Origin of the sequence: Serratia sp. N21D137 (genome assembly GCF_047530005.1) — a bacterium.
Taxonomy (GTDB): domain Bacteria; phylum Pseudomonadota; class Gammaproteobacteria; order Enterobacterales; family Enterobacteriaceae; genus Chania; species Chania fonticola_B.
Genome location: NZ_JBLJAJ010000001.1, coordinates 24,217 through 46,665, shown reverse-complemented (window position 1 = coordinate 46,665; position 22,449 = coordinate 24,217). Strand labels below are relative to the sequence as shown.

At 53.4% G+C, this 22,449-nt stretch carries 21 protein-coding genes and 1 other RNA gene; 14 read left to right on the top strand and 8 right to left on the bottom strand.

The window, feature by feature from the left end:
• The first annotated feature begins 30 nt into the window (after positions 1-30).
• The 3 genes from ACMV5H_RS00225 to ACMV5H_RS00215 all read left to right on the top strand — a co-directional run bounded on the left by ACMV5H_RS00225 (position 31) and on the right by ACMV5H_RS00215 (position 4,099).
• A complete protein-coding gene (locus ACMV5H_RS00225) occupies positions 31-1,095 on the top strand; it encodes an ABC transporter substrate-binding protein (protein ID WP_371822718.1) in 1,065 nt (354 codons plus the stop codon).
• 171 nt (positions 1,096-1,266) lie between these two features.
• A complete protein-coding gene (locus ACMV5H_RS00220) occupies positions 1,267-3,036 on the top strand; it encodes an ABC transporter permease (protein WP_074029700.1) in 1,770 nt (589 codons plus the stop codon).
• The gene (locus ACMV5H_RS00215; RefSeq protein ID WP_115159292.1) at positions 3,029-4,099 is read left to right on the top strand and encodes an ABC transporter ATP-binding protein; all 1,071 of its coding nucleotides are present in this window, start codon (positions 3,029-3,031) and stop codon (positions 4,097-4,099) included. The genes ACMV5H_RS00220 and ACMV5H_RS00215 overlap by 8 nt, the downstream gene beginning before the upstream one ends.
• A 69-nt stretch (positions 4,100-4,168) precedes the next feature.
• On the opposite strand, the gene ACMV5H_RS00210 is transcribed toward ACMV5H_RS00215, so the two are convergent.
• Positions 4,169-4,456 (bottom strand): putative quinol monooxygenase, encoded by a 288-nt coding sequence (locus ACMV5H_RS00210; protein WP_021806219.1) that lies wholly within the window; start codon positions 4,454-4,456, stop codon positions 4,169-4,171.
• A 459-nt stretch (positions 4,457-4,915) separates the two neighbouring features.
• Between ACMV5H_RS00210 and epd the strand changes: the two genes are divergently transcribed.
• The 3 genes from epd (at position 4,916) to fbaA (ending at position 8,403) form a co-directional block, all read left to right on the top strand.
• Positions 4,916-5,932 (top strand): erythrose-4-phosphate dehydrogenase, encoded by a 1,017-nt coding sequence (gene epd / locus ACMV5H_RS00205; protein WP_059201700.1) that lies wholly within the window; start codon positions 4,916-4,918, stop codon positions 5,930-5,932.
• A 72-nt stretch (positions 5,933-6,004) separates the two neighbouring features.
• Positions 6,005-7,168, top strand: coding sequence for a phosphoglycerate kinase (gene pgk / locus ACMV5H_RS00200; RefSeq protein WP_037375818.1), 1,164 nt, complete (start codon positions 6,005-6,007; stop codon positions 7,166-7,168).
• 155 nt (positions 7,169-7,323) lie between these two features.
• The gene (fbaA, locus tag ACMV5H_RS00195) at positions 7,324-8,403 is read left to right on the top strand and encodes a class II fructose-bisphosphate aldolase (protein WP_021179781.1); all 1,080 of its coding nucleotides are present in this window, start codon (positions 7,324-7,326) and stop codon (positions 8,401-8,403) included.
• A gap of 92 nt (positions 8,404-8,495) precedes the next feature.
• On the opposite strand, the gene ACMV5H_RS00190 is transcribed toward fbaA, so the two are convergent.
• On the bottom strand, positions 8,496-9,164 hold the full coding sequence (locus tag ACMV5H_RS00190) for a DUF1345 domain-containing protein (RefSeq protein WP_037375815.1): 669 nt from the start codon (positions 9,162-9,164) through the stop codon (positions 8,496-8,498).
• Between the two features lie 230 nt (positions 9,165-9,394).
• Here ACMV5H_RS00190 and mscS point away from each other — a divergent pair, with 230 nt between their 5' ends.
• Positions 9,395-10,264, top strand: coding sequence for a small-conductance mechanosensitive channel MscS (gene mscS, locus ACMV5H_RS00185; protein ID WP_059201699.1), 870 nt, complete (start codon positions 9,395-9,397; stop codon positions 10,262-10,264).
• Positions 10,265-10,304: 40 nt separating this feature from the next.
• On the opposite strand, the gene ACMV5H_RS00180 is transcribed toward mscS, so the two are convergent.
• Complete coding sequence (locus tag ACMV5H_RS00180) at positions 10,305-11,504, bottom strand: NAD(P)/FAD-dependent oxidoreductase (RefSeq protein WP_414821281.1); 1,200 nt, start codon at positions 11,502-11,504, stop codon at positions 10,305-10,307.
• A gap of 230 nt (positions 11,505-11,734) precedes the next feature.
• Between ACMV5H_RS00180 and ACMV5H_RS00175 the strand changes: the two genes are divergently transcribed.
• Positions 11,735-12,241, top strand: a complete 507-nt coding sequence (locus tag ACMV5H_RS00175) for an RrF2 family transcriptional regulator (RefSeq protein WP_021806214.1) — start codon at positions 11,735-11,737, stop codon at positions 12,239-12,241.
• A 124-nt stretch (positions 12,242-12,365) separates the two neighbouring features.
• Positions 12,366-12,989, top strand: a complete 624-nt coding sequence (argO, locus tag ACMV5H_RS00170) for an arginine exporter ArgO (RefSeq protein WP_414821280.1) — start codon at positions 12,366-12,368, stop codon at positions 12,987-12,989.
• Between the two features lie 159 nt (positions 12,990-13,148).
• On the opposite strand, the gene cspA is transcribed toward argO, so the two are convergent.
• Positions 13,149-13,361: an RNA chaperone/antiterminator CspA gene (cspA, locus tag ACMV5H_RS00165; protein ID WP_414821279.1), complete on the bottom strand. Its 213-nt coding sequence runs from the start codon at positions 13,359-13,361 to the stop codon at positions 13,149-13,151.
• A gap of 1,343 nt (positions 13,362-14,704) precedes the next feature.
• Here cspA and ACMV5H_RS00160 point away from each other — a divergent pair.
• Positions 14,705-15,436, top strand: coding sequence for an oxidative stress defense protein (locus ACMV5H_RS00160; RefSeq protein ID WP_021179787.1), 732 nt, complete (start codon positions 14,705-14,707; stop codon positions 15,434-15,436).
• A 37-nt stretch (positions 15,437-15,473) separates the two neighbouring features.
• On the opposite strand, the gene ACMV5H_RS00155 is transcribed toward ACMV5H_RS00160, so the two are convergent.
• Positions 15,474-16,367 (bottom strand): LysR family transcriptional regulator ArgP, encoded by an 894-nt coding sequence (locus ACMV5H_RS00155; RefSeq protein ID WP_021179788.1) that lies wholly within the window; start codon positions 16,365-16,367, stop codon positions 15,474-15,476.
• Between the two features lie 216 nt (positions 16,368-16,583).
• Here ACMV5H_RS00155 and rpiA point away from each other — a divergent pair, with 216 nt between their 5' ends.
• Both rpiA and serA read left to right on the top strand, forming a co-directional pair.
• Positions 16,584-17,243, top strand: coding sequence for a ribose-5-phosphate isomerase RpiA (rpiA, locus tag ACMV5H_RS00150; protein WP_037375716.1), 660 nt, complete (start codon positions 16,584-16,586; stop codon positions 17,241-17,243).
• 426 nt (positions 17,244-17,669) lie between these two features.
• Positions 17,670-18,908, top strand: coding sequence for a phosphoglycerate dehydrogenase (gene serA / locus ACMV5H_RS00145; protein WP_021179789.1), 1,239 nt, complete (start codon positions 17,670-17,672; stop codon positions 18,906-18,908).
• A 47-nt stretch (positions 18,909-18,955) separates the two neighbouring features.
• Here serA and ACMV5H_RS00140 read toward each other — a convergent pair whose 3' ends face one another.
• The 3 genes from ACMV5H_RS00140 to zapA form a co-directional block, all read right to left on the bottom strand.
• Positions 18,956-19,564, bottom strand: coding sequence for a 5-formyltetrahydrofolate cyclo-ligase (locus ACMV5H_RS00140; RefSeq protein WP_021806210.1), 609 nt, complete (start codon positions 19,562-19,564; stop codon positions 18,956-18,958).
• 52 nt (positions 19,565-19,616) lie between these two features.
• Positions 19,617-19,800: non-coding RNA, 6S RNA (gene ssrS, locus ACMV5H_RS00135), on the bottom strand.
• Between the two features lie 41 nt (positions 19,801-19,841).
• On the bottom strand, positions 19,842-20,171 hold the full coding sequence (gene zapA / locus ACMV5H_RS00130) for a cell division protein ZapA (RefSeq protein WP_021179791.1): 330 nt from the start codon (positions 20,169-20,171) through the stop codon (positions 19,842-19,844).
• Between the two features lie 295 nt (positions 20,172-20,466).
• On the opposite strand from zapA, the gene ACMV5H_RS00125 reads away from it, so the two are divergent.
• Together ACMV5H_RS00125 and pepP are read left to right on the top strand one after the other, a co-directional pair.
• Complete coding sequence (locus tag ACMV5H_RS00125) at positions 20,467-21,045, top strand: YecA family protein (protein WP_024486381.1); 579 nt, start codon at positions 20,467-20,469, stop codon at positions 21,043-21,045.
• 90 nt (positions 21,046-21,135) lie between these two features.
• Complete coding sequence (gene pepP / locus ACMV5H_RS00120) at positions 21,136-22,449, top strand: Xaa-Pro aminopeptidase (RefSeq protein ID WP_414821278.1); 1,314 nt, start codon at positions 21,136-21,138, stop codon at positions 22,447-22,449.

Sequence of the window (22,449 nt, the reverse complement as noted above, 5' to 3'; positions counted from 1 at the left end):
AATGATATGTTTTTAAAGATTGGCGTATCCATGGCGACAGCGGCCGTCTTAATCTCTGCTCCGGCCTTCGCGCAGTTCCCGGCAGGCTACCCCGCCGATTATCAAAAGATTGTCGATGCGGCGAAAAAAGAAGGCAAGGTGGTGGTGTATTCCACCACGGATACCAAAGCCGCGGGGCCACTGATCCAGGGATTTGAAGCGCTGTATCCTGGCATCAAAGTCGAATACAACGATATGAACAGCACCGAGCTGTATAACCGCTATATCAGCGAGCAGGCGGCTGGGGGCACCAGTGGTGACGTGGTGTGGAGTTCCTCGATGGATACCGCGCTGAAGCTGGCCACCGACTATGCGCTGGAATATGCCTCGCCAGAGCTGGGGCAACTGCCTAAATGGGCCGTGTGGAAAGATAAGGCCTATGGCACGACTTATGAGCCGGTGGTGTTTATCTACAACAAGCGCCTGATCCCACAGGGTGAGGTGCCTGACTCCCATGCTGCGCTGGCCAAGCTGATTGCCAGCCAGCCGGATAAATTCAAAAAGAAAGTCACCACCTATGACATCGAAAAGTCGGGCCTGGGCTTTATGCTTTCGGTGCAAGACTTTAAGGCCGATCCAAACTACTTCGCTACCTTGGCCGATATCGCCAAGGGTGGGTTGGCCGTGCAGTCTTCCACCGGCACCATGATGGAAAGGGTCTCCTCAGGCGAAAACCTGATTGGCTTTAATATCCTGGGGTCCTATGCCGAGGCGCGAGCCAAAACCGACCCTTCACTCGGGATCTCGTATCCCAAAGACTACACGCTGGTGTTGTCACGCGTGACCTTTATCAGCCAGGAAGCGGCCAACAGCAATGCGGCCAAACTGTGGGTGAACTACGTGCTGTCTGAGCAAGGGCAGAACATCCTGGCCAACCAGGCGGATATCCCCTCCATCCGCAACGATATCGAAGGCAAGAACGACATTGATGGCATGACGCAGATGTTGGGTAAGGCGTTGAAACCGATCCCGGTGGACGAAAGCCTGCTGGAATATCTGGAACCCACCAAACGCCTGGACTACATCAAACAGTGGCGTACCGCCGCTGCGAAGTGATGATGGGATTAGGGGGCATGCTAACCATTGTTGCCCCTCTCCCTGTGGGAGAGGGTTAGGGTGAGGGGAAATGCACAGAGCTACACTCTCCTGCGTTATCCTTCAGCATGAACAGGGAATTCTACCCCGGTGCATCTCAGGATGCAGGGGATATCACCATCGGGACAGTCTATGAAAGCATTGCGCAACAAGTGGCAGAGTCTGCCGCGCGGCTTGGTGGTGCTGATAACCGCGCTGGTTATCTACGTACCACTGTCGTTTATCGTGATCCAAAGCTTCCTTTCCGCGCCGTTTTTCTCGCCTTCCAAGGTGTTCAGCCTTGAGGCATTCCGCTTTATCTTTACCGACCCGGATTTCTACAAAGCGCTGAAAAGTGGATTTATTCTGGCATTTGGTCTGGTGGTCATCTCCATTCCGTTAGGCGGTGTGCTGGCGTTCTTGATGGTAAGAACCGATCTGCCGGGCCGCCGCTTTATTGAACCGCTGATCCTGGTACCGATCTTCGTCTCGCCGATGGTGTTGGGCTTTGGCTACGTGGTGGCCGCCGGGCCGGTCGGTTTCTTCTCGCTGTGGGCGGAATCCTTGCTGGGTTTTGTGCCCTGGAATATCTATGCGATGGGCAGCATCGTGGTGATCGCCGGGCTGACGCACGTTCCCCACGCTTATCTCTATATTTCATCGGCACTGCGCAGCGTCGGATCGGATGTCGAAGAGGCAGCCCGCACCGCCGGGGCTTCTCCGCTACAGGTGATGACTGCCGTCAGCTTGCCTATGGTACGCCCGTCGATCCTGTATGCCAGCGTGTTGCTGTTCTTCCTGGGGCTGGAAGTGTTTGGGCTGATGCTGGTGCTGGGCGATCCGGAAGGTAACCTGGTGCTGGCGACTTACCTGTATCAACTGACCAACAAGCTGGGCACGCCGTCTTACCATCTGATGGCGGCGGTGGCAGTGGTGTTGATCTGCATCACCATTCCGCTGGTGATGCTGCAACGGCGTCTGATGCGTACCGCCAACCGCTTTGTCACGGTCAAGGGAAAAGCCTCACAGGCCCGTGCATTGCCCTTGGGTAAATGGCGCTGGGTCGCCGGTGGCGTGGTGGTCTTGTGGCTTACCGTGACCATCGGTGTTCCGCTGGTGGGCGTGGTGCTGCGTGCCTTTATCTCCAACTGGGGCGTCGGGGTTTCCATTTGGGATGAGCTGTCGCTCAACACCTTCCGCACTATTTGGCAGCAGCCCAACCTGCTGCGGGCGATTGTCAACTCGATGGCGATCGGGGTGTTCGGTGGTGCGCTGGCGGTGGTGTGTTATCTGTTTATCGGCATTGCGATGCACCGTAAACCTGACGGCGTGACCCGTTTTCTGGATTACAGCGTACTGGTGCCGCGAGCCGTGCCTGGCTTACTGGCAGGCCTGGCCTTCCTGTGGGTGTTCTTGTTCCTGCCGATGTGGCTGGATAAATCGCTAAAAGCCGGTTGGCTCTCCGCACTGCCGATCGCCGAATGGTTACGTGAAAACCTGGTGGTGTGGCTACGCTCCCTGCGCAGCACCATCTTCAGCGTCTGGCTGGCTTACACCGTGGTATGGATGGCTTATGGCCTGCGGCTGATCTCATCGACGCTGTTGCAGGTTGCTCCCGAGTTGGAGGAGGCTGCGCGCAGCACCGGAGCCTCTCGCGGGCAGATCACGCGCCATGTGACGATCCCGCTCTCCCGTTACGGCCTGATTGGTTCCTGGCTGCTGATGTTCCTGATCTTCGAACGTGAATATTCCACCGGGGTCTATCTGCTGTCTCCGGGTACGGAAACCATAGGTTCCATGCTGGTTTCCCTGTGGGCGGCGGGGGCGATCGATATTGTCGCCGCGCTCTCTTTTATTAACATCCTTCTGGTCGTGTTAGGACTAGGGATTGCCCTGCGATTTGGAGTGAAAATCCATGATTGAGCTTTCAGTAGATAACCTGCATCTGACCTACGGCGATAACCCGGTATTGAAGGGCGTTTCCATGCAGCTCAAACGGGGGGAGGTGGTTTCACTACTCGGGCCGTCAGGCAGTGGCAAAACCACCTTGCTGCGCGCGGTGGCCGGGTTGGAAAAACCTACCCAGGGGAAAATCGTCATTGGCAACAATACCGTCTATGACGGCACGGCACGCAGCGAGATCCCGGCGGAAGAACGCAATCTGGGCCTGGTGTTTCAATCCTATGCGTTATGGCCCCACAAAACCGTGTTTGATAACGTGGCCTATCCGCTGAAATTACGCAAAACGCCTGCGGGGGAAATAACTCAGCGTGTGCAGGCGGTACTTGAGCAACTCGGTTTGGGGCAGTTGGGTAAGCGCCATCCCCATCAGCTTTCCGGTGGTCAGCAGCAGCGCGTGGCGATTGGCCGTGCGCTGGTCTATAACCCACCGGTGATCTTGCTGGATGAGCCGCTATCTAACCTGGACGCCAAGCTGCGCGAGGAAGCACGGGTGTTCCTGCGTGAGCTGATCATCAAACTGGGCCTTTCTGCGCTGATGGTAACCCACGATCAGAACGAAGCGATGGCGATCTCCGATCGGATACTGCTGCTCAATAACGGCAAGATTGAACAGCAGGGCACGCCACAGGAAATGTACGGCTCACCAGCCACGCTGTTCACCGCCGAATTTATGGGTAGCAACAACCGGCTGTTTGGCAAGGTGACGGAGATCCGTGAAGGCAACGCGCGGATCGAAGGTAAAGACTGGGCGCTGTGGGGCAAGGCCGGGGCTGGGCTAACTACCGGGCAGGAAGCAACGGCGGTGATCCGCGTTGAGCGCGTACGCTTGGGGGAAGATCCGCAAGGCAATCAGATCGCGTTACCTCTGCTGACCAGCATGTACCTAGGCGATCGTTGGGAATATTTGTTCCGCACGGTAGCAGAGGACTTTGTGGTTCGCGCCTATGGCACAGAAGGCCGTGGCCAAGAGATGTGTACGCTGTCTCTGCCCGCCGAACATCTGTGGATTTTCCCCAAGGGCTGATTAACTGAAATGGTTTGCCATTGATAGAGTGTGAAGGGGCGCGCCGAACAGCGCCCCTAATCATTACAATTACAGCTGAGTCAGTTTTTTCACTTCAAGACTGACCAGTTTCCCTTCCAATTCGGCCAGGAAGGCATCGTGGTAAGACATTGCCATGTGCTCTTTCAGCGCTTGCTCAGAAGTCCAGCGTTCGATAAATACGAAAGCGCCCGGATGGCCCTGCTCTTCATGCAAATCATATTGGATACAGCCCGGCTCGGAACGGCTCGGGGCGACCATGGCGCGTACCGCTTTGTCTACCGCAGCACGGTGTTCCGGCATGGCTTTGATCAGGGCGACTACTTTGATTTCACTCATTTTGGTTCCTTGTAAATAACATTAACCACAAAAGAAAGAGAGTTAGACCCATCAGCATTTGCTTCACCTAACAAACGCAGGGTCTATTATGGTGGTCTTGGCGTTAGCGGCAAGTCATTTGCGCATTCGAACTCAATTCGGCTAGCGGGGGCTGAGGGTAAAAATGTGCGCTAGATCATTTTATTTTCGCAAAGTCCCCTCGACATGACAGGCAGCGCATTGCACCTGTTCCTTTTGGTAAAACTTTGGTTTATGCTCGGCTGAAGCGTTTCAGTTATCACTGTTGTTAGTGGAAATGCAGAGTGAGCGGTTGCGATGAGCAACGGGGTTTTGACGAATAATGCAAAGCAGCGATTCACAGCAGGCAGTACGCTAAAGTACTCTAGGCGAGATAATCAGTCTGCGCGATCCTTGAAGTGGAACACCACCGTCAGGGAGCGCCCTTTTTCAGGGAGTAGCATGACCATCCGCATAGCGATAAACGGCTTTGGCCGTATTGGCCGCAGCGTTTTACGCGCACTGTACGAATCGGGACGACGCGCCGAAATTTCCGTCGTCGCCATCAACGAACTGGCACATGCCGAGGGGATGGCCCACCTGCTGAAATATGACTCCAGCCACGGCCGCTTTGCCTGGGATGTGCGCCAGGAATGTGACGTGTTGAGCGTGGGGGATGACAGCATTCGTTTGTTGCATCAGCCAGCGCTGGACCAGTTGCCCTGGGGCGAACTGGGCGTGGATGTGGTGCTGGATTGCAGCGGTGTGTACGGCAGCAGGGCAGATGGCGAAGCTCATCTGGCGGCAGGGGCAAAAAAGGTGCTGTTTGCCCATCCGGGCGGTAACGATCTGGATGCAACCATCGTGTTTGGGGTTAACCACCAAACGCTGCGTGGCGAGCATCGCATCGTGTCCAACGCCTCCTGTACCACCAACTGCATTATTCCGATTATCAAGCTGTTGGACGATGCCTACAGCATTGAGTCCGGCACGGTAACCACCATCCACTCCTCGATGAACGATCAGCCGGTGATAGACGCCTATCATCAGGATTTGCGGCGTACCCGCGCGGCGAGCCAGTCGATTATACCGGTCGACACCAAGCTGGCAGCGGGCATTACGCGCATCTTCCCGCAGTTTTGCGATCGTTTCGAAGCGATCTCCGTGCGGGTGCCGACGATCAACGTAACGGCCATCGATCTTAGCGTCAGCGTAAGCTCGAAGGTGTTGGTCACAGAGGTAAACCAGCTGTTGCAAAAGGCGGCACAGGGATCATTTCGTGGTATAGTTGACTATACAGAACTACCATTAGTCTCGATTGATTTTAACCATGACCCGCACAGCGCCATCGTTGATGGGACGCAAACCCGGGTCAGCGGACAGCACCTGATCAAGACCTTGGTCTGGTGTGATAACGAATGGGGCTTTGCCAACCGGATGTTGGATACAACACGGGCAATGGCCGCAAGCGGTTTCTAGTAAGGCGCTATCAACGTGGTGTTGATGCGTCGCTCAGGCAACTTTATAGAGAATCAACAAAGAGGGTTCACCATGTCTGTAATTAAGATGACCGATCTGGATCTGGCGGGTAAACGCGTTCTGATCCGTTCCGATCTGAACGTACCAGTGAAAGACGGTAAAGTGACTTCCGATGCGCGTATCCGTGCCTCCCTGCCGACTATCGAAGCTGCGCTGAAACAAGGCGCCCGCGTGATGGTAACTTCCCACCTGGGTCGTCCTACCGAAGGCGAGTACAACGAAGAATTCTCCCTGCTGCCAGTGGTCAACTACCTGAAAGAGCATCTGAAATCCCCAGTCCGTCTGGCGAAGGATTATCTGGAAGGCGTTGACGTTGCAGAAGGTGAACTGGTTGTTCTGGAAAACGTTCGCTTCAACAAAGGCGAGAAGAAAGACGACGAAGTGCTGTCCAAGAAATATGCTGCGCTGTGCGACGTGTATGTGATGGATGCCTTTGGTACCGCACACCGTGCACAGGCTTCTACACATGGCGTGGGCAAATTTGCTCCGGTTGCCTGTGCAGGCCCGCTGCTGTCTGCGGAACTGGAAGCCCTGGGCAAAGCGCTGGGTAACCCGGCTCGCCCAATGGTGGCCATCGTTGGTGGTTCTAAAGTGTCTACCAAACTGACCGTGCTGGATTCTCTGTCCAAGATCGCCGATCAACTGATCGTGGGTGGCGGCATCGCTAACACCTTCGTGGCGGCGCAAGGGAATAACGTGGGGCAGTCCCTGTACGAACCGGATCTGATCCCGAACGCGCAAAAACTGTTGGAAACCTGCGATATTCCGGTGCCAACCGACGTACGCGTAGCAACCGAGTTCTCTGAAACCGCAGTGGCCACTGTGAAGCAGGCCAACGAGATCCAGGACAACGAGCAAATTCTGGATATGGGCGACGTCTCTGCCGAGCGTCTGGCCGTGATCCTGAAGAACGCCAAAACCATTCTGTGGAATGGCCCGGTTGGCGTATTCGAGTTCCCTAACTTCCGTCGTGGCACCGAAATCGTTGCACGCGCTATCGCAGATAGCGAAGCCTTCTCCATTGCAGGCGGCGGCGACACTCTGGCAGCTATCGATCTGTTCGGTATCGCTGACAAAATTTCCTACATCTCTACCGGCGGCGGCGCCTTCCTGGAATTCGTTGAAGGGAAACCTCTGCCTGCAGTAGTGATGCTGGAAGAGCGCGCTAAGCAGTAATTCAGATAACGGGGGGCGCAAGCCGCCCGTTTGTTTATGCTCCCCAGCTTGGCTGTGGGAGTAAAAAATCGCTATTTATCCATCGCTACCACTAGCTTGCAGGTTGTAGCTTGCAAGACGACGGGTATACGGCCAACGAAACAGGACAACGTCTAATGTCTAAAATTTTTGATTTCGTAAAACCAGGTGTCATCACAGGTGATGACGTGCAGAAAGTCTTCGCAGTTGCCAAAGAGAACAACTTTGCACTGCCAGCGGTAAACTGCGTGGGTACCGACTCCATCAACGCAGTGCTGGAAACAGCAGCCAAGGTGCGTGCTCCAGTAATCGTTCAGTTCTCTAACGGCGGTGCTGGCTTTATCGCGGGTAAAGGTATCAAAACTGACGTGCCACAAGGTGCTGCGATCCTGGGCGCAATCTCTGGCGCACATCACGTGCATCAGATGGCTGAGCATTACGGCGTGCCAGTGATACTGCACACTGACCACTGCGCGAAGAAACTGCTGCCATGGTTAGACGGCCTGTTGGACGCGGGTGAGAAGCACTTCGCGGCGACCGGTAAGCCACTGTTCTCTTCACACATGATCGACCTGTCTGAAGAGTCACTGGAAGAAAACATCGAAATTTGCAGTAAGTACCTGACCCGCATGGCGAAGATCGGTATGACCCTGGAAATCGAACTGGGCTGCACCGGCGGTGAAGAAGATGGCGTAGACAACAGCCACATGGACGCTTCTTCCCTGTACACTCAGCCACAAGACGTTGATTACGCGTACGAAAAACTGAACGCTATCAGCCCGCGCTTCACCATCGCTGCCTCTTTCGGCAACGTACACGGTGTTTACAAGCCAGGCAACGTGAAACTGACCCCAACCATTCTGCGTGATTCTCAGGACTATGTTTCCAAGAAACACAACCTGCCGCACAATGCGTTGAACTTCGTGTTCCACGGTGGTTCAGGTTCTACCGCAGCAGAAATCAAAGAAGCGGTCAGCTACGGCGTAGTGAAAATGAACATCGATACCGACACCCAGTGGGCAACTTGGGAAGGTATCCTGAACTATTACAAAAAGAACGAAGGCTATCTGCAGGGCCAACTGGGTAACCCAGAAGGTGCCGACAAGCCGAACAAGAAATACTACGATCCACGCGTATGGACTCGTGCTGCCCAGACTTCCATGATCACCCGTCTGGAACTGGCATTCAAAGAACTGAACGCGGTAGACGTGCTGTAATAGCGTCCCTCCGTTCATGTTGCTAAAAGGCTCCCGAGGGAGCCTTTTCTTTTTTTGTGCAAAGCTATCCAGGCACCCATTAACCCAGTCAGCTACCCCAATAATCCCGCCCCGACGTTAATCGACAGCCCCAGGATCAAGATATTGAAGACAAAAGCGATCACCGATTGCAACAGGGTGATTTTACGCACGTCTGCGGTGCCCACTGCCACGTCGGCGGTTTGGGTAGCCACGGCAATGGTGAAGGAGAAATAGGCGAAGTCCCAATAGTTTGGCTCCGTCAGCTTGCCGGGGAACAATAGCGGTAACACCTCCGTATCGGCCCGCTGGTGGTAAAACAGGTGGGCGTAGTGCATGGTGAAGGCCGTGGGTAACAGCAGCCAGGAAACTACCAGTGTGGAGCCGGTCAGGGCCAGATGCAGCGTTTTCAACGTGCCGCTGACGTGTTTGGCGGTGCTCAATTCGAACAGGATGGCCAGAATGCTCACCACGCAGCCTAAAGTGACCAGCGCCAATACCTGGCTGGCACTCTCGTCCTGCTTGCGTGCCAATTGCCGGGTACGTTGTGGCGTGCAGCCCAGCATCAGGTGCCAAAGGCACAGTAAATAGATCCATGCCATCACGTTCCAACCAATGATCAACCGTTGCAGCCAGAAGAGATGAGCCGGAAGCAGCCCGACGCACAGAAGCCCCACGCCTAACGAAATCAATAATCTGGGGCGTACTTGCCAATAGTGTTTAAGCGAGGTGGAAATGGCGATCACGATAAGCTCTCCTTGTCCCGTAAATTCATTTCTATCATAGTTGAAATCAGGTTAACCCGAGATTTATTCAGGTTATACCCGGTAAAACCGATGGAAAATTTTACCCGTAGTGGTTGGCACTGCGGCAAAATGTTGGTTACCCTTAGCTGTGGTTGGTTTATTGGCCCTGTTTTGCCAGTATATTTTGCTCATTTTCCCCGCACGGGGATGTCAAGTAGGACGTCAGAATGGAAGAACTTAATGTAGTAGAAGGCATTAACAATGCCAGCAGTTGGCTAGTCAACCATCAGGATATGCTGATCCAGTATGCGGTGAATATTGTTGCCGCGATCGTGATTTTCATTATTGGTTCAGTGGTGGCTCGCGTAGTGAGTAATGCGCTCAGCCGCGTGATGAAGCTGCGTGGCATCGATGCCACCGTGGCAGATTTTCTGGCTGCGATGGCGCGTTACAGCATCCTGGCGTTTACCTTTATTGCGGTGCTGGGGCGTATTGGTGTCCAGACCACCTCAGTGATTGCCGTGCTGGGTGCCGCTGGCTTGGCTGTGGGGCTGGCACTACAAGGTTCACTTTCCAACTTTGCGGCCGGTGTGCTGCTGGTAGCCTTCCGCCCTCTGCGGGCTGGTGAGTTTGTCGATTTAGGTGGCGTTTCTGGTACGGTAGATCAGGTGCAGATCTTCTCCACCACGCTGCGTACTTCAGATAACAAAACCATTGTGGTGCCGAACGGTAAAATCATCGCGGGCAATATCATCAACTATTCCCGTGAGCCAAACCGCCGCGTGGATATCGTGGTCGGTGTGGCCTATGACGCCGATATCGATCTGGTGAAGAAAGTGTTGGGCGACGTGATCGCGGCAGATAAGCGCATCATGCACGATAAAGGCGTGACGGTTCGCCTCAATGAAATGGCACCTTCTTCACTGAACTTTGTGACTCGCTCCTGGACCACCAATGCCGAGTACTGGAACGTGTACTTTGATCTGATGGAAAACTTCAAGCGTCAGCTGGATGCTCACCAGATCGGTATTCCATTCCCGCAAATGGACGTGCATGTACGCCATGTAGCGAAAGCGGCAGAGCAGCCGGAGTCATGATCTGACGTTCCCTCACCTTGTGTGAGGGAACGGATTTCAATCAAACAAACGGGGCTAACGGATCGGCGGCGGCAAAGGCTACTTCACGTTCTGCCTGTGGGGGATAGATCAACTCGTTGGTAATGGAGACTTTGATTTTCTTTGCCTCTTCTTGGGTGAATTTCACCACCTGATCCCAACCTTCGCTGTAAACCGCGCCCCATGCTCCAAGATCCAGACAGGTAACGTAATTCACCTGGCGGTAGGGCAAGGGGTCAATACCGATCAGATCGGCGGCGACGTTATGGCCGACAAAGCGCCCTAACATAATGGCGTGCTGGCAGGTCATCAGGGCGTGATTGCCTTGATCGTCAGTGCGGGCAAAGGCGACATCGCCGGTGGCATAAACCGCGTTCTGCCCAATTACTCTTAAGTGCTGATCGACGTGCAGTCTGCCTTGCGGATCGCGCTCACCCGGGATTTGCCGGGTTAACGGGCTGGCCTGTACGCCCACGGTTAAAATCACGGTGCTGGAGGCGATATGTTCGTCGTTTTTCAGCGTCAGCCCGCTCTCATCAATGGCCTTAATCTCGCTATTCAGCCGCCACTCGACGCCTAACTCTAGCGAGGCTTGGCTAATCACGTCGCGCAGTTGCTCGCTGTAACGGCCCCCCGCCACCGGGCTGCGGTCGACAACAATCACACGAATTGCAGCAGAGTCACCGAGGATCGCCCGTAAGCGTGCAGGCATTTCGGTGGCCACCTCAATACCGGTAAAGCCGCCGCCACAAACGATGACGGTATTACGTGCGGCGCTCTCAGGCTGCTCGGCCAACGCATCAAGATGCTGCTCCAGGCGGGCTGCGTTCTCCATTTTATCGACGTCGAAGGCGTACTGTTGTGCTCCAGGCAAGGTATGAGCGATGTGGCTACCGGTCGCCATGATCAGGCGATCGTAACGTACGGCAGTCAGTTGGTTCTGTTCGTTGTGGTACCAAACCTGCTGGCTGGCGCTATCAATCTCACTGGCAACCCCGGCGACAAATTTTACCCCGGTTACTGCGAATAATGGCAGCAGCGGAGCGGCGTAGTTCTCCACCTCGGACTCATAGAAACGGGGGCGAATACGCAGCTCTGCCTGAGGGGACAGCACGGTGATCTCGATATCGTGACGACCATAGAGATCGGTTAATCGTGCAGCGCTCAATGCCGCCCACATCCCTGCAAAACCGGCACCCAGGATAAGAATTTGTTGTTTCATGCAGTCACTCCGCTGTTGTTTCATCTGTAAATTGGCTCAATCTTTAACTGCGACTATATTGATCGTAGTTTGTGTCATCAAGCATTTTACACTCAATCGTTAGCAGGTTTTATTTAATTATATGAATTTTATTGTTTTTTAATTTTTTCCGGTGTGGGCGGGATGCTGGCGTTGCATCATTGAGGAGAAGAAATTACTATTTAACTCAGAGTTAATCATGCGGAGAAAATATGGCGTTCTACAGTTCCGGGGTGGAGTATGGCATCCATAGCCTGATGTGTATGGTCGATAGCAAAGGCGAAGGGCGTGAGATGAGCGTGCGCGAAATCGCCGAATTGCAGGGCGTGCCTTATGACTACCTGGCCAAGATATTCACCAAGTTTTCCAAGGCTAAGTTGGTTGAAAGCAGCGAGGGTAAGGGGGGCGGCTTCCGGCTGGCCAAACCGGCCGATCAGATCACCGTACTGGATATCGTGGCGGCTATCGACGGTGAAAAGGCCATCTTCGACTGCAAAGAAATCCGCCAACGCTTGGCCGTCTTTGATGAACCTGCGCCTGACTGGGCCTGTGAAGGCATCTGCGGCGTGCGCCAGGTGATGAATATTGCCCAGCAACGTATGGAAGAAGCGCTATCGCAGCATACCGTGCTGGATCTGGTGCGGCGGATGTTAAGAAAGGCACCGGATGTCTTCCCGATCCAGATTGAAGAGTGGATAGATCATCGCCGTAACGATTGAGCATTAGTATTACTGATGCCTGATTAGAAATATCCATTTCCCCTAATAATTTTCTCTTCGTATGATGCGCGTGTTGAACAGCACACGCCGCTTTCCCGGTGCTGATATTTCCAGAAGGAACACCATGTTAGCCATCTATCTGCAAGGCTTTGCCTTGAGCGCCGCGATGATCCTGCCGCTTGGCCCACAAAATGTGTTTGTGATGAACCAGGGGATCCGCCGCCATTATCATCTGATGACCGCCTCGCTGTGCGCGTTGAGCGATATCATTCTGATTTGCGCCGGTATTTTTGGCGGTAGCGCCTTGCTCAGTAGCTCACCTATGCTATTGGCGCTGGTGACCTGGGGCGGCGTTGCTTTCCTGCTGTGGTACGGCTGGGGGGCTTTCCGCACCGCGTTTAGCCAACATATGGAGCTGGCAGCGGCGCAAGAGATGAAGCAAAACCGCTGGCGCATTGTGGTAACCATGTTGGCTGTCACCTGGCTGAACCCGCATGTGTACCTCGATACCTTTGTGGTGCTTGGTAGCCTGGGAGGGCAACTGACGCCAGACATTCGATCCTGGTTTGCCCTTGGCGCGGTCAGCGCTTCGATCGTCTGGTTCTTTGCCTTGGCATTGCTGGCCTCATGGCTGGCGCCGTGGCTGAAAACTCTGACGGCACAACGGATTATCAACGTTCTGGTCGGGCTGGTGATGTGGGTCATTGCGCTACAATTAGCCTGGCATGGGCTAACCGCTAATTGGTAGGAATCGACCATACCAACCCTAGTAGTATTTGAGTCATATTCTTGATTTTTCTATACGAAAAAGCCCGCTTTACGAGAGCGGGCTTTTTATCGCTATGGCTTAACTGCTCAGGCTATTTGCCCTCATCGCTATTGCAAGCTCTAGCAAACTGATCGGTCTTTAAAGCGCAAAAACGTTACCAGCTGAAGGGCCTTTAGCACCATTCTCAATAGAGAATTCTACTTTTTGCCCTTCATCTAACGTTTTAAAATCGTTACTTTGGATCGCAGAAAAATGCACGAAGACATCTTTGCTGCCATCAGCAGGAGTAATAAAACCAAAACCTTTACCTGCATCAAACCATTTTACTAAACCAGTCGTTTTATCAGACATAGATACTTCCTTTAGTTTTGAGCCACTCAATGTGGCGAACATGGCCTGTTTTGCAGAGATTTACTTATTGGGCACTTAGGAGGAGGCTCATGAAGAAGAATATCTATGGATAGCACTTGGACTGAGGACTGCTTTACTAAAACTGCTTTCATAAGGTCTGTGTTCCAAACCGATGAGCCATAATAGTCACGTGCTGATTAATTTTGCAAGCATTAACTTCACTAACTTTTTTCACACGTGTACCGCGCCTTATCTTTTCGATGGCTGTATGTACGGAACACGAAGCTTGGCTGAACCATGAAAGCTAAAAGCCCCGACCGTTGCAGTCAGGGCTTTTAGGGTACTACAAACTTAAGATTTAACATGAATCAACTTACATAACTTGATACTACTGATTTTGGTACTACTCTAAATGCACTTGTTTATCACAGATAATATTGGGTGATAAAAGATAGCTATATCATCCTCCCTATACTGACTGATGTATAACGCCTACTAATCCGAAGAAATATCAAAGACTGAGTAGGTTAAACCAGTACATCTCCCCTCGCGATATAAAGTACTTGATGCGTGGCCTTACTTTCGTTGCGATAACATTCTTTCAACAACACGCAACATCAAAAAACTATAAATCAGAGCCTTACACCATCGCGTTAACATACATACTTTGCGATTATAGAGACTGACTACATGGCCTTAAAACGTTATCGCGTGAGCCTGCCACTCTACCCAACTGCGATTATCCCATATAAAAATATTTCGTGGCCTTTATCGCAAAAAAACTAAAACCCTATTAAAAATACATACTGCTTGCTCTCTATATTAACAGCGAGCTGTTTTATGTGCCGCTGTTGATGCCTAATTTACGGGTTTTAGATACTGTGTCAATACTGTTTTTAACAACATGTTTTTATTATCAGTAAATCCAAATTAAAACAGGCTCAGTATGAAGGTGTGACAAACTCTGATGCTGTTAATACCGGGTTAAAAGGTGTGTTTCTCGCCTGATTTCCTGATCGGTTCTCTCACAATGAAAGCCTCAAGAATTCCGCTCCCACCTTTTTTGGCTGAACTCCGTAATACTTTCTCATCATGCCAATGACGTTTTAGCTTTCGATGGGAGTTATTTATGCAATTTAAGTGAGTTGCGTAATCGGTGGATGGGGGCGTTGCTTCGTCTGTCGCAGATCGTACGTACCTTTCCTACCAGAAAACGCAATTTCCGGGATGCGATTTTTCAATTTTTTGCAGGACAACGCTACCCTTTGTCACTAATCCGAATTCCAAGGGCGGCAGGATGTGTTAGCTTTGAAGGTAAGCATTTAGTCATTCAAGGAGACACTGTGAAGCTTAAAGCATTGGCCATGGCCGCAATGATTGGATTAGGCACGTTACCTCTGGCGCTGCAGGCAGCAGAAGTACCTGAAGGGCCGCATGTGGTCACTTCCGGTACGGCCAGCGTTGACGCCACCCCGGATATTGCCACACTGGCGATCGAAGTCAGCGTCTCTGCCAAAGATGCTGCCCAGGCGAAAAAACAGGTTGATGAGCGCGTAGCGCAGTATTTTGACTTCCTGCAAAAAAACGGCATTGAAAAGAAAGATATCAATGCGGCCAACCTGCGGACCCAGCCAGAATATGACTATCTGAAAACCGGTGAATCGCAGCTGAAGGGCTACCAGGCTGTGCGCCAGGTGCAGGTAACCTTGCGCCAGTTGGATAAACTCAACGAGCTGTTGGACGGTGCGCTGAAATCGGGTTTGAACGAAATTCGTGCGGTTGAGCTTGGGGTGGCCAAGCCAGAGGTTTATCGCGAGCAGGCACGTCAGAAAGCGATTGAAAACGCCACTCAGCAAGCTGCCTCGTTAGCGCAGGGCTTTAAGGCCAAGCTGGGGCCGGTGTACAGCATTCGCTATCACGTTGCCAACTACCAGCCGATGCCGGTCGCGCGCATGTTTAAGGCCGCTGCTGCGGCACCGGAAAGCGATGCCGCTCAGACTTACGAACAGCAAAGTATTCACTTTGACGATCAGGTGGACGTGGTATTCGAGCTGAAAACCAACGCCGCACAGTAAGCAATCTCTTGCCGGGGCGCGGTGTTATGCCGCGCCTTTAATCCTGCCTTAATACCTGATGCCCGTGAGACAGCAGCGCGTCGGTGACCTTACGCATCATGCGGCTCTCCGGTGCAAAGCGGTGCCAGAACAGCATACGGCGCTGGAACAGGCCCGGAGTCAGGTCGATCAGTTCTCCGCTAGCCAGCTCTCTCTCAATCTGCAGATGCGGGATCATACAGCAGGTGGTGCCTTGCCGTGCCAACTGAACAAACGCCTCTGACGAGTTAACGATATGGCAGGGAACGCTGCCCGGCGAGAGATCGAAGTTCTGCTGTAAAAACGCCTGATGCATATCATCGAGATGATCGAATGCCACCGCCGGTGCCTTCAGCAGGGCGGAGCGGGTCACGCCGTTGGGGAAATAGCGATCGGCAAAGGCTTTTGAGGCGACGAACAGATAGTCCAACGCGCCCAACCGATCGACCAGGCAGCTCGGCAGCGGCTGCGGCTGGATACTCACCGCGCCCACCACTTCCCCCCGGCGCAGACGTTCCTGCGTGCGGGTTTCGTCTTCCACCTGCAAATTCAGGCGCACCGGGGAATCGGCCAGTACCGGTTTTAGTGCCGGTAACAGCCAGGTTGCCAGGCTGTCGGCGTTGACCGCCAGTGACAGCAACAGCGGCGTATCGACCCCATTGTCATTCCCTAACCACTCCTCTTCCAGCAGCTCGACCTGATGCAGCAAGGCCAGCAGTTTTTGACCCTGCTCGGTTGGGCGCGGTGGCACGGTGCGCACTAGTAGCGGCTGGCCGAACAGGTTTTCCAACTGTTTGATGCGCTGGGATACCGCCGATTGGGTGATGCAAAGTTTTTGTGCCGCGCGCTCAAAGCCACGCTCACGGATCACCGCGTCCAGCGCTTGCAGCGTTCTATAGTCTGGGCGTTTCATCGGAGAGAAGATCCCTTTTAGTAAATTGATTCAGGCACTATGCCACATTTTTGCACTTTCTCAGGTGAAAAAATCCCGCCACTCTTTTCAGCGCGGGCGTCGTAGGGAGGGGCAGAAATGTGCGTCAGGTTAAATAAGTGTGTTTTAGCCTAAGTTGCCGTCAGTGATTTACCCTATAATACGCACACGTTTTCGTATATAGGCAATGAACACATCATGACTCAGGATGAACTGAAAAAAGCGGTAGGCTGGGCAGCATTGGAATACGTGAAGCCTGGCACTATCGTGGGCGTGGGCACCGGCTCTACCGCGGCTCACTTTATTGATGCGTTGGGTTCGATCAAACACCAGATCGAAGGCGCGGTATCCAGCTCAGACGCGTCGACCGCCAAGCTGAAAAGCCTGGGGATCCACGTTTTCGATAGCAATGAAGTGGATTCGTTGGATATCTACGTGGACGGTGCCGATGAAATCAACGGCCACATGCAGATGATTAAAGGCGGTGGCGCAGCTCTGACCCGTGAGAAGATCATTGCTGCCATTGCTCGTCAGTTTATCTGTATTGTCGACTCCACCAAGCAGGTTGATGTGCTGGGTAAATTCCCGCTGCCGGTAGAAGTGATCCCGATGGCCCGTTCCTACGTAGCACGTGAGCTGGTCAAGCTAGGCGGCCTGCCGGAATACCGCCAGAACGTGTTAACCGATAACGGCAACGTGATCCTGGATGTGCACAACCTGGAAATCCTTGACGCTATCGCGCTGGAAAATAAGATCAACAGCATCGCCGGTGTGGTTACCGTGGGTCTGTTTGCCAACCGTGGCGCGGACGTTGCACTGGTCGGCACGCCGGATGGCGTAAAAAAAGTAGTCAGATAATCTGGCCATGAAAGCGGCGAGCCTGCTGACATAGCCTCAGCAGGTTCGCCGCTTTTTACGGGCTAACGACCCACCACGCATAATTCTTGTCTTAAAATATCTTTTCTCAAAATCGACGAATTTGGTGACATATGTCACATTACGTGAATAACCTCCGTTAAGCTTCTGCCTAAATCTTTCCCGATGGCATTTTCCACCAGAAAGCACCGACATCGCTGAGCCTTGTGCTAACGGGCAGGCAATCGTTTGTATTGCCGGGCGCGTTATTTTTGTTATGTTGGAGGGACGTGCTGTTGATTTTGGGTTGCTGCCGGTCTGGCGGTAATGTGAAAGCTATACCCTCTGGATTTCAAGCTGTCGCTTGGAATATGACGGGTATAAAGGGGAAAACAGCCGCTTCTGAAGTCTGATTATAGGGTCGGGTAAATGGCAAAAGTATCATTGGAGAAAGACAGGATTAAGTTCCTGTTGGTAGAAGGGGTTCATCAGAGCACCGTAGATAACCTGCGTGCTGCCGGATATAGCAACATCGAATATCATAAAGGTGCGTTAGACACCGAAGCGCTGAAGGCATCGATCCGTGATGCACACTTCGTGGGTATCCGATCGCGTACGCATCTGTCCGAGGAAGTTTTCGCGGCCGCAGAGAAGCTGGTCGCGGTGGGCTGTTTCTGTATCGGCACCAACCAGGTTGATTTGAAAGCAGCGACCAAACGCGGCATTCCGGTGTTTAACGCGCCTTTCTCCAATACTCGATCCGTGGCCGAAATGGTGCTGGGTGAGCTGCTGTTGATGCTGCGCGGGATCCCAATGGCCAACGCCAAGGCACACCGTGGCCAGTGGCAGAAACTGGCCGTGGGCTCGTATGAAGCGCGGGGCAAAAAGTTGGGGATCATCGGCTACGGCCACATCGGGACTCAGCTTGGCATCCTGGCGGAAGGCCTGGGGATGAAGGTGTTCTTCTACGACATCGAGAACAAGCTGCCGTTGGGTAATGCCCAACAGGTGCGTCATCTTTCCGATCTGCTCAATATGAGCGACGTGGTTACGCTGCACGTGCCGGAAACGCTGTCGACCAAGAACATGATCGGCACCGAAGAGCTGGCGCTGATGAAGCCAGGTGCGATCCTGATCAACGCCTCACGTGGCACCGTGGTAGATATCCCGGCACTGTGTAACGCCTTGGCGAGCAACCATCTGGCTGGTGCGGCAATCGACGTGTTCCCGGAAGAGCCGGCAACCAACAGCGATCCGTTCAATTCTCCACTGTGCGAGTTCGATAACGTGCTGTTGACGCCGCATATCGGCGGTTCAACCCAGGAAGCGCAGGAGAACATCGGTGATGAAGTGGCTGGCAAGCTCGCGAAGTATTCCGATAACGGCTCAACGCTGTCTGCGGTCAACTTCCCAGAAGTATCGCTGCCAGCTCATGGCCCGAACGCCAGCCGTTTGCTGCATATTCATGAAAACCGTCCAGGCATCCTGACGCAGATTAACCAGATCTTCGCCGAAGAAGGGGTGAACATCGCGGCCCAGTATCTGCAGACCAGCTCGGAAATCGGCTACGTGGTTATCGATATCGAAGCGGAAACCGAACGTGCTGATGCCGCGTTGCAACGTATGAAAGCGATCGAAGGGACTATCCGCGCCCGCTTACTGCTCTAGTCGGTAACCGACGGAAAACATCAAGGCCGGAGCAATCCGGCCTTTTGCTATGCGGAGACTGGCCAGGCCCAGGTTTGTGACGGGGTGATAATCTCTGGCAGGGGAATATCCCATTGTTCCACCGGCAAGGCGCTAACCCGTTGGCAATCGTGCGCAATCCCCATCGGATAGGGGCCAATGTGTTGCCAGTTCTGCAAGGTGCGATCGTAAAACCCGCCGCCCATCCCCAGACGTTGCCCTGCCGAATCGAAGGCGACCAGCGGCGTCAAGACTACATCCAATTGTGACACCGGCAAGACGTTGCGGACATCGAGCGCTGGCTCGAGGATTTTGAAGCGGTTACTCACCAGAGGTGTTTGCGCGGTGTAATGCAGGAATAACAGGTTACCGGGGCTGAACGGATGTAACACCGGCAGATAAACCTGTTTACCCAGTTGCCACAGTCGCTCGATCAGCGGGCCTGTATTTAGTTCGCCATCAAAAGAGAGAAACGCCGCAATGCTTCTGGCCGCCTGAATGCGGGGATGTTGCGCAATATTGCAGGCCATTTGCTGGGCAAAATCATGCTGCTGAGCGGGCGTTAAGGCACGACGTCGTTGGCGTATTTCGTTACGGATGAGTTGGCGTTGCTGAGCGAACTGAGGTTGCAAAGACATAGTGTGAGATTCGCCAAAAGTGGTGAGTTAACACACTGAAAACGCAGGTGAAGGGATCTCCGAGATGCCGTCGCAGGCTGTAACCCTTGAACCCATGGTTCAAGGTGAACGTGCTGTCACAATCTTAAGGCTTCTCGGACGGGCCGAGCATGCACACCGATCATGGATCATCACATTCTGTTGGTACTAAATATCGGCTCAGGGGACTGGCCCGCTGGCAAACATCTCAGAGAAATTTTTCACTCATTGCCGGAGCCTTCAACTCCAGCAACTTAAGTTATTCGAATTGTGCATCCTGACGTTCAGAGATGCGACCCTGTTCAAGCAGTGCTTGTTCAATGGTCTGTTGCAGCATACGAATTCGTTGTTCCATATTGGCCGCATAGTCACGCGTTTTCAAGCGTTCTTGAGCAAGTTCGTGACAGACGTTCAATGCCGCGATAAATACGAGTTGCTCTGTATTTGTGACTCTAGTGCGAACTTTAAGATCTTGCAACCGTTGGTTAAGATCTTCTGCTGCCATGTTCAACGCATCTTGTTGTTCTGGCGGGCAATTGACTCTTAACGAGCGGCCAAAAATTTGAATATCTACCGGTTGTGCAGACATGCCACCTTCCTGCCTAAATTTCGCGCCAGCACCGGTCAGCCATTGCCGGGCTGCCGAAGCGGGCGTCACTATATATACCTGGGTACCAAGATTCAACACTTTTTCAGTACCTGGTTGTAATCTACCGCGCCTAACCTTACCAGACAAAAAACGGTTGCAAAATGCGTATTTACCGTACGTTTGCCCGGACTGCGCTGATTATAACTAGCCACTGAGGTGTTGCCTCAACTGGTATACCAACGGACCTTGGTGGTAGCATAACACGAACTTATCCTGCCAACGATGACGAATGCGCATGTCTATACAGAATACATTTCCAAGTTACCAATCTTTGACCGTGGCTCTTAACCAGCAGGCGGTTGCTTTGACCGCAGCCGAGATGCACGGTTTGATCAGTGGCCTGCTGTGCGGTGGCAACCGTGACGCCAGCTGGCAGACGCTGGTGTTTGATCTGACCAACGAAGGCATTGCCTTCCCGCAGGCGTTGAGCCAACCGTTACAGCAGCTGCATGAAATCACTCGTGATACGCTGGAAGATGACGAGTTCATGTTCCAACTTATGATGCCGGAAGGCGAAACCGTCAGCGTGTTTGACCGTGCGGATGCCTTGGCGGGGTGGGTAAACCACTTCCTGTTGGGGCTGGGCATGATGCAACCGAAGCTGGCGCAGGTGAAAGATGAAGTGGGCGAGGCGATCGACGATCTGCGTAATATCGCTCAACTGGGTTATGACGAAGGCGAAGACCAGGAAGAACTGGAACAGTCGCTGGAAGAAGTGGTGGAGTATGTGCGCGTTGCTGCGCTGCTTTGCCATACTGAATTTACCCGCCAGAAACCGACGGCCCCGGAAAATAAACGGCCGACGTTGCACTGACCGGCGGATCCCGCGTCCGTTGGCCGAGAGCGCTGATAACCCCTACTGACTGCGTTCAGCAGGTGGCATAAACCGATTTCAGGAGATGTGATGACCCAGCAGGAATTCCATAAACGCCGTCAGGCTTTGTTGGCACAGATGGCTCCGGCCAGCGCGGCAGTGATTTTCGCCGCACCGGAAGCGACGCGTAGTGCAGACTCTGAATATCCTTATCGTCAGAACAGTGATTTCTGGTATCTGACCGGTTTCAACGAGCCGGAAGCGGTGTTGATCCTGGTGAAGAGTGATGAAACTCATAACCACAGCGTGCTGTTCAACCGCGTACGCGATCTGACGGCAGAAATCTGGTTTGGCCGCCGTTTGGGCCAAGACGCGGCTCCGGCCAAGCTGGGGGTAGACCGCGCGCTGGCCTTCGACGAAATCAACGATCAACTGCACCTGCTGCTCAACGGCCTGGACGTGGTGTATCACGCGCAGGGGCAATATGCCTATGCCGATGAAATTCTGTTTGGCGCGCTGGATAAACTGCGTAAAGGCTTCCGTCAGAACCTGGAAGCCCCTGCAACCCTGACGGATTACCGTCCTTGGCTGCATGACATGCGCCTGTTCAAATCGGCAGAAGAAGTTGCTGTTATGCGCCGCGCCGGTGAGATCAGCGCCATGGCGCATACCCGTGCGATGGAAAAGTGCCGCCCGGGCATGTTCGAATATCAGCTCGAAGGGGAGATCCTGCACGAATTTAACCGATTGGGTGCCCGCTTCCCGTCTTACAACACCATCGTCGGCAGCGGAGAGAATGGCTGCATCCTGCATTACACCGAAAACGAGTGTGAAATGCGTGACGGCGATTTGGTGCTGATTGATGCCGGTTGTGAATATCGTGGTTATGCCGGCGATATTACCCGCACCTTCCCGGTTAACGGCAAGTTCAGCAAGCCGCAGCGTGAGGTATATGACATCGTGCTGGCGTCGATCAACAAGGCGCTGGAAATGTTTAAACCGGGTATCAGCATTCGCGAAGTGAACGATCAGGTCGTTCGCATCATGATCGCCGGGTTGGTTGAGCTGGGCGTGATGAAGGGCGATGTGGAACAGCTGTTTGCCGAGCAGGCACACCGCCAGTTCTTTATGCACGGCCTGAGCCATTGGTTGGGGCTGGATGTGCATGACGTGGGCCACTATGGCTCAGCGAGCCGCGATCGCGTGCTGGAGCCAGGTATGGTGTTGACGGTAGAACCTGGCCTGTATATCGCACTGGATGCCGATGTGCCGCAGGAGTATCGCGGTATCGGTATCCGCATTGAAGATGACATCCTGATCACCCAAGACGGCAATGAGAACTTGACCGCCAGCGTGGTGAAGGATGCCGACGCAATTGAGGCTTTGATGGCGGCGGCCAGATAA

Bases quoted from the DNA above. Each gene is read 5' to 3' on its own strand.
- ACMV5H_RS00180 (WP_414821281.1), bottom strand. From the start codon at position 11,504: ATGAAACAACAAATTCTTATCCTGGGTGCCGGTTTTGCAGGGATGTGG.
- ACMV5H_RS00155 (WP_021179788.1), bottom strand. From the start codon at position 16,367: ATGAAACGCCCAGACTATAGAACGCTGCAAGCGCTGGACGCGGTGATC.
- mscS (WP_059201699.1), top strand. From the start codon at position 9,395: ATGGAAGAACTTAATGTAGTAGAAGGCATTAACAATGCCAGCAGTTGG.
- epd (WP_059201700.1), top strand. From the start codon at position 4,916: ATGACCATCCGCATAGCGATAAACGGCTTTGGCCGTATTGGCCGCAGC.
- ACMV5H_RS00215 (WP_115159292.1), top strand. From the start codon at position 3,029: ATGATTGAGCTTTCAGTAGATAACCTGCATCTGACCTACGGCGATAAC.
- zapA (WP_021179791.1), bottom strand. From the start codon at position 20,171: ATGTCTGCACAACCGGTAGATATTCAAATTTTTGGCCGCTCGTTAAGA.
- fbaA (WP_021179781.1), top strand. From the start codon at position 7,324: ATGTCTAAAATTTTTGATTTCGTAAAACCAGGTGTCATCACAGGTGAT.
- ACMV5H_RS00220 (WP_074029700.1), top strand. From the start codon at position 1,267: ATGAAAGCATTGCGCAACAAGTGGCAGAGTCTGCCGCGCGGCTTGGTG.
- pgk (WP_037375818.1), top strand. From the start codon at position 6,005: ATGTCTGTAATTAAGATGACCGATCTGGATCTGGCGGGTAAACGCGTT.
- argO (WP_414821280.1), top strand. From the start codon at position 12,366: ATGTTAGCCATCTATCTGCAAGGCTTTGCCTTGAGCGCCGCGATGATC.
- ACMV5H_RS00175 (WP_021806214.1), top strand. From the start codon at position 11,735: ATGGCGTTCTACAGTTCCGGGGTGGAGTATGGCATCCATAGCCTGATG.
- ACMV5H_RS00125 (WP_024486381.1), top strand. From the start codon at position 20,467: ATGTCTATACAGAATACATTTCCAAGTTACCAATCTTTGACCGTGGCT.
- ACMV5H_RS00225 (WP_371822718.1), top strand. From the start codon at position 31: ATGGCGACAGCGGCCGTCTTAATCTCTGCTCCGGCCTTCGCGCAGTTC.
- cspA (WP_414821279.1), bottom strand. From the start codon at position 13,361: ATGTCTGATAAAACGACTGGTTTAGTAAAATGGTTTGATGCAGGTAAA.
- ACMV5H_RS00140 (WP_021806210.1), bottom strand. From the start codon at position 19,564: ATGTCTTTGCAACCTCAGTTCGCTCAGCAACGCCAACTCATCCGTAAC.
- ACMV5H_RS00210 (WP_021806219.1), bottom strand. From the start codon at position 4,456: ATGAGTGAAATCAAAGTAGTCGCCCTGATCAAAGCCATGCCGGAACAC.
- pepP (WP_414821278.1), top strand. From the start codon at position 21,136: ATGACCCAGCAGGAATTCCATAAACGCCGTCAGGCTTTGTTGGCACAG.
- serA (WP_021179789.1), top strand. From the start codon at position 17,670: ATGGCAAAAGTATCATTGGAGAAAGACAGGATTAAGTTCCTGTTGGTA.
- rpiA (WP_037375716.1), top strand. From the start codon at position 16,584: ATGACTCAGGATGAACTGAAAAAAGCGGTAGGCTGGGCAGCATTGGAA.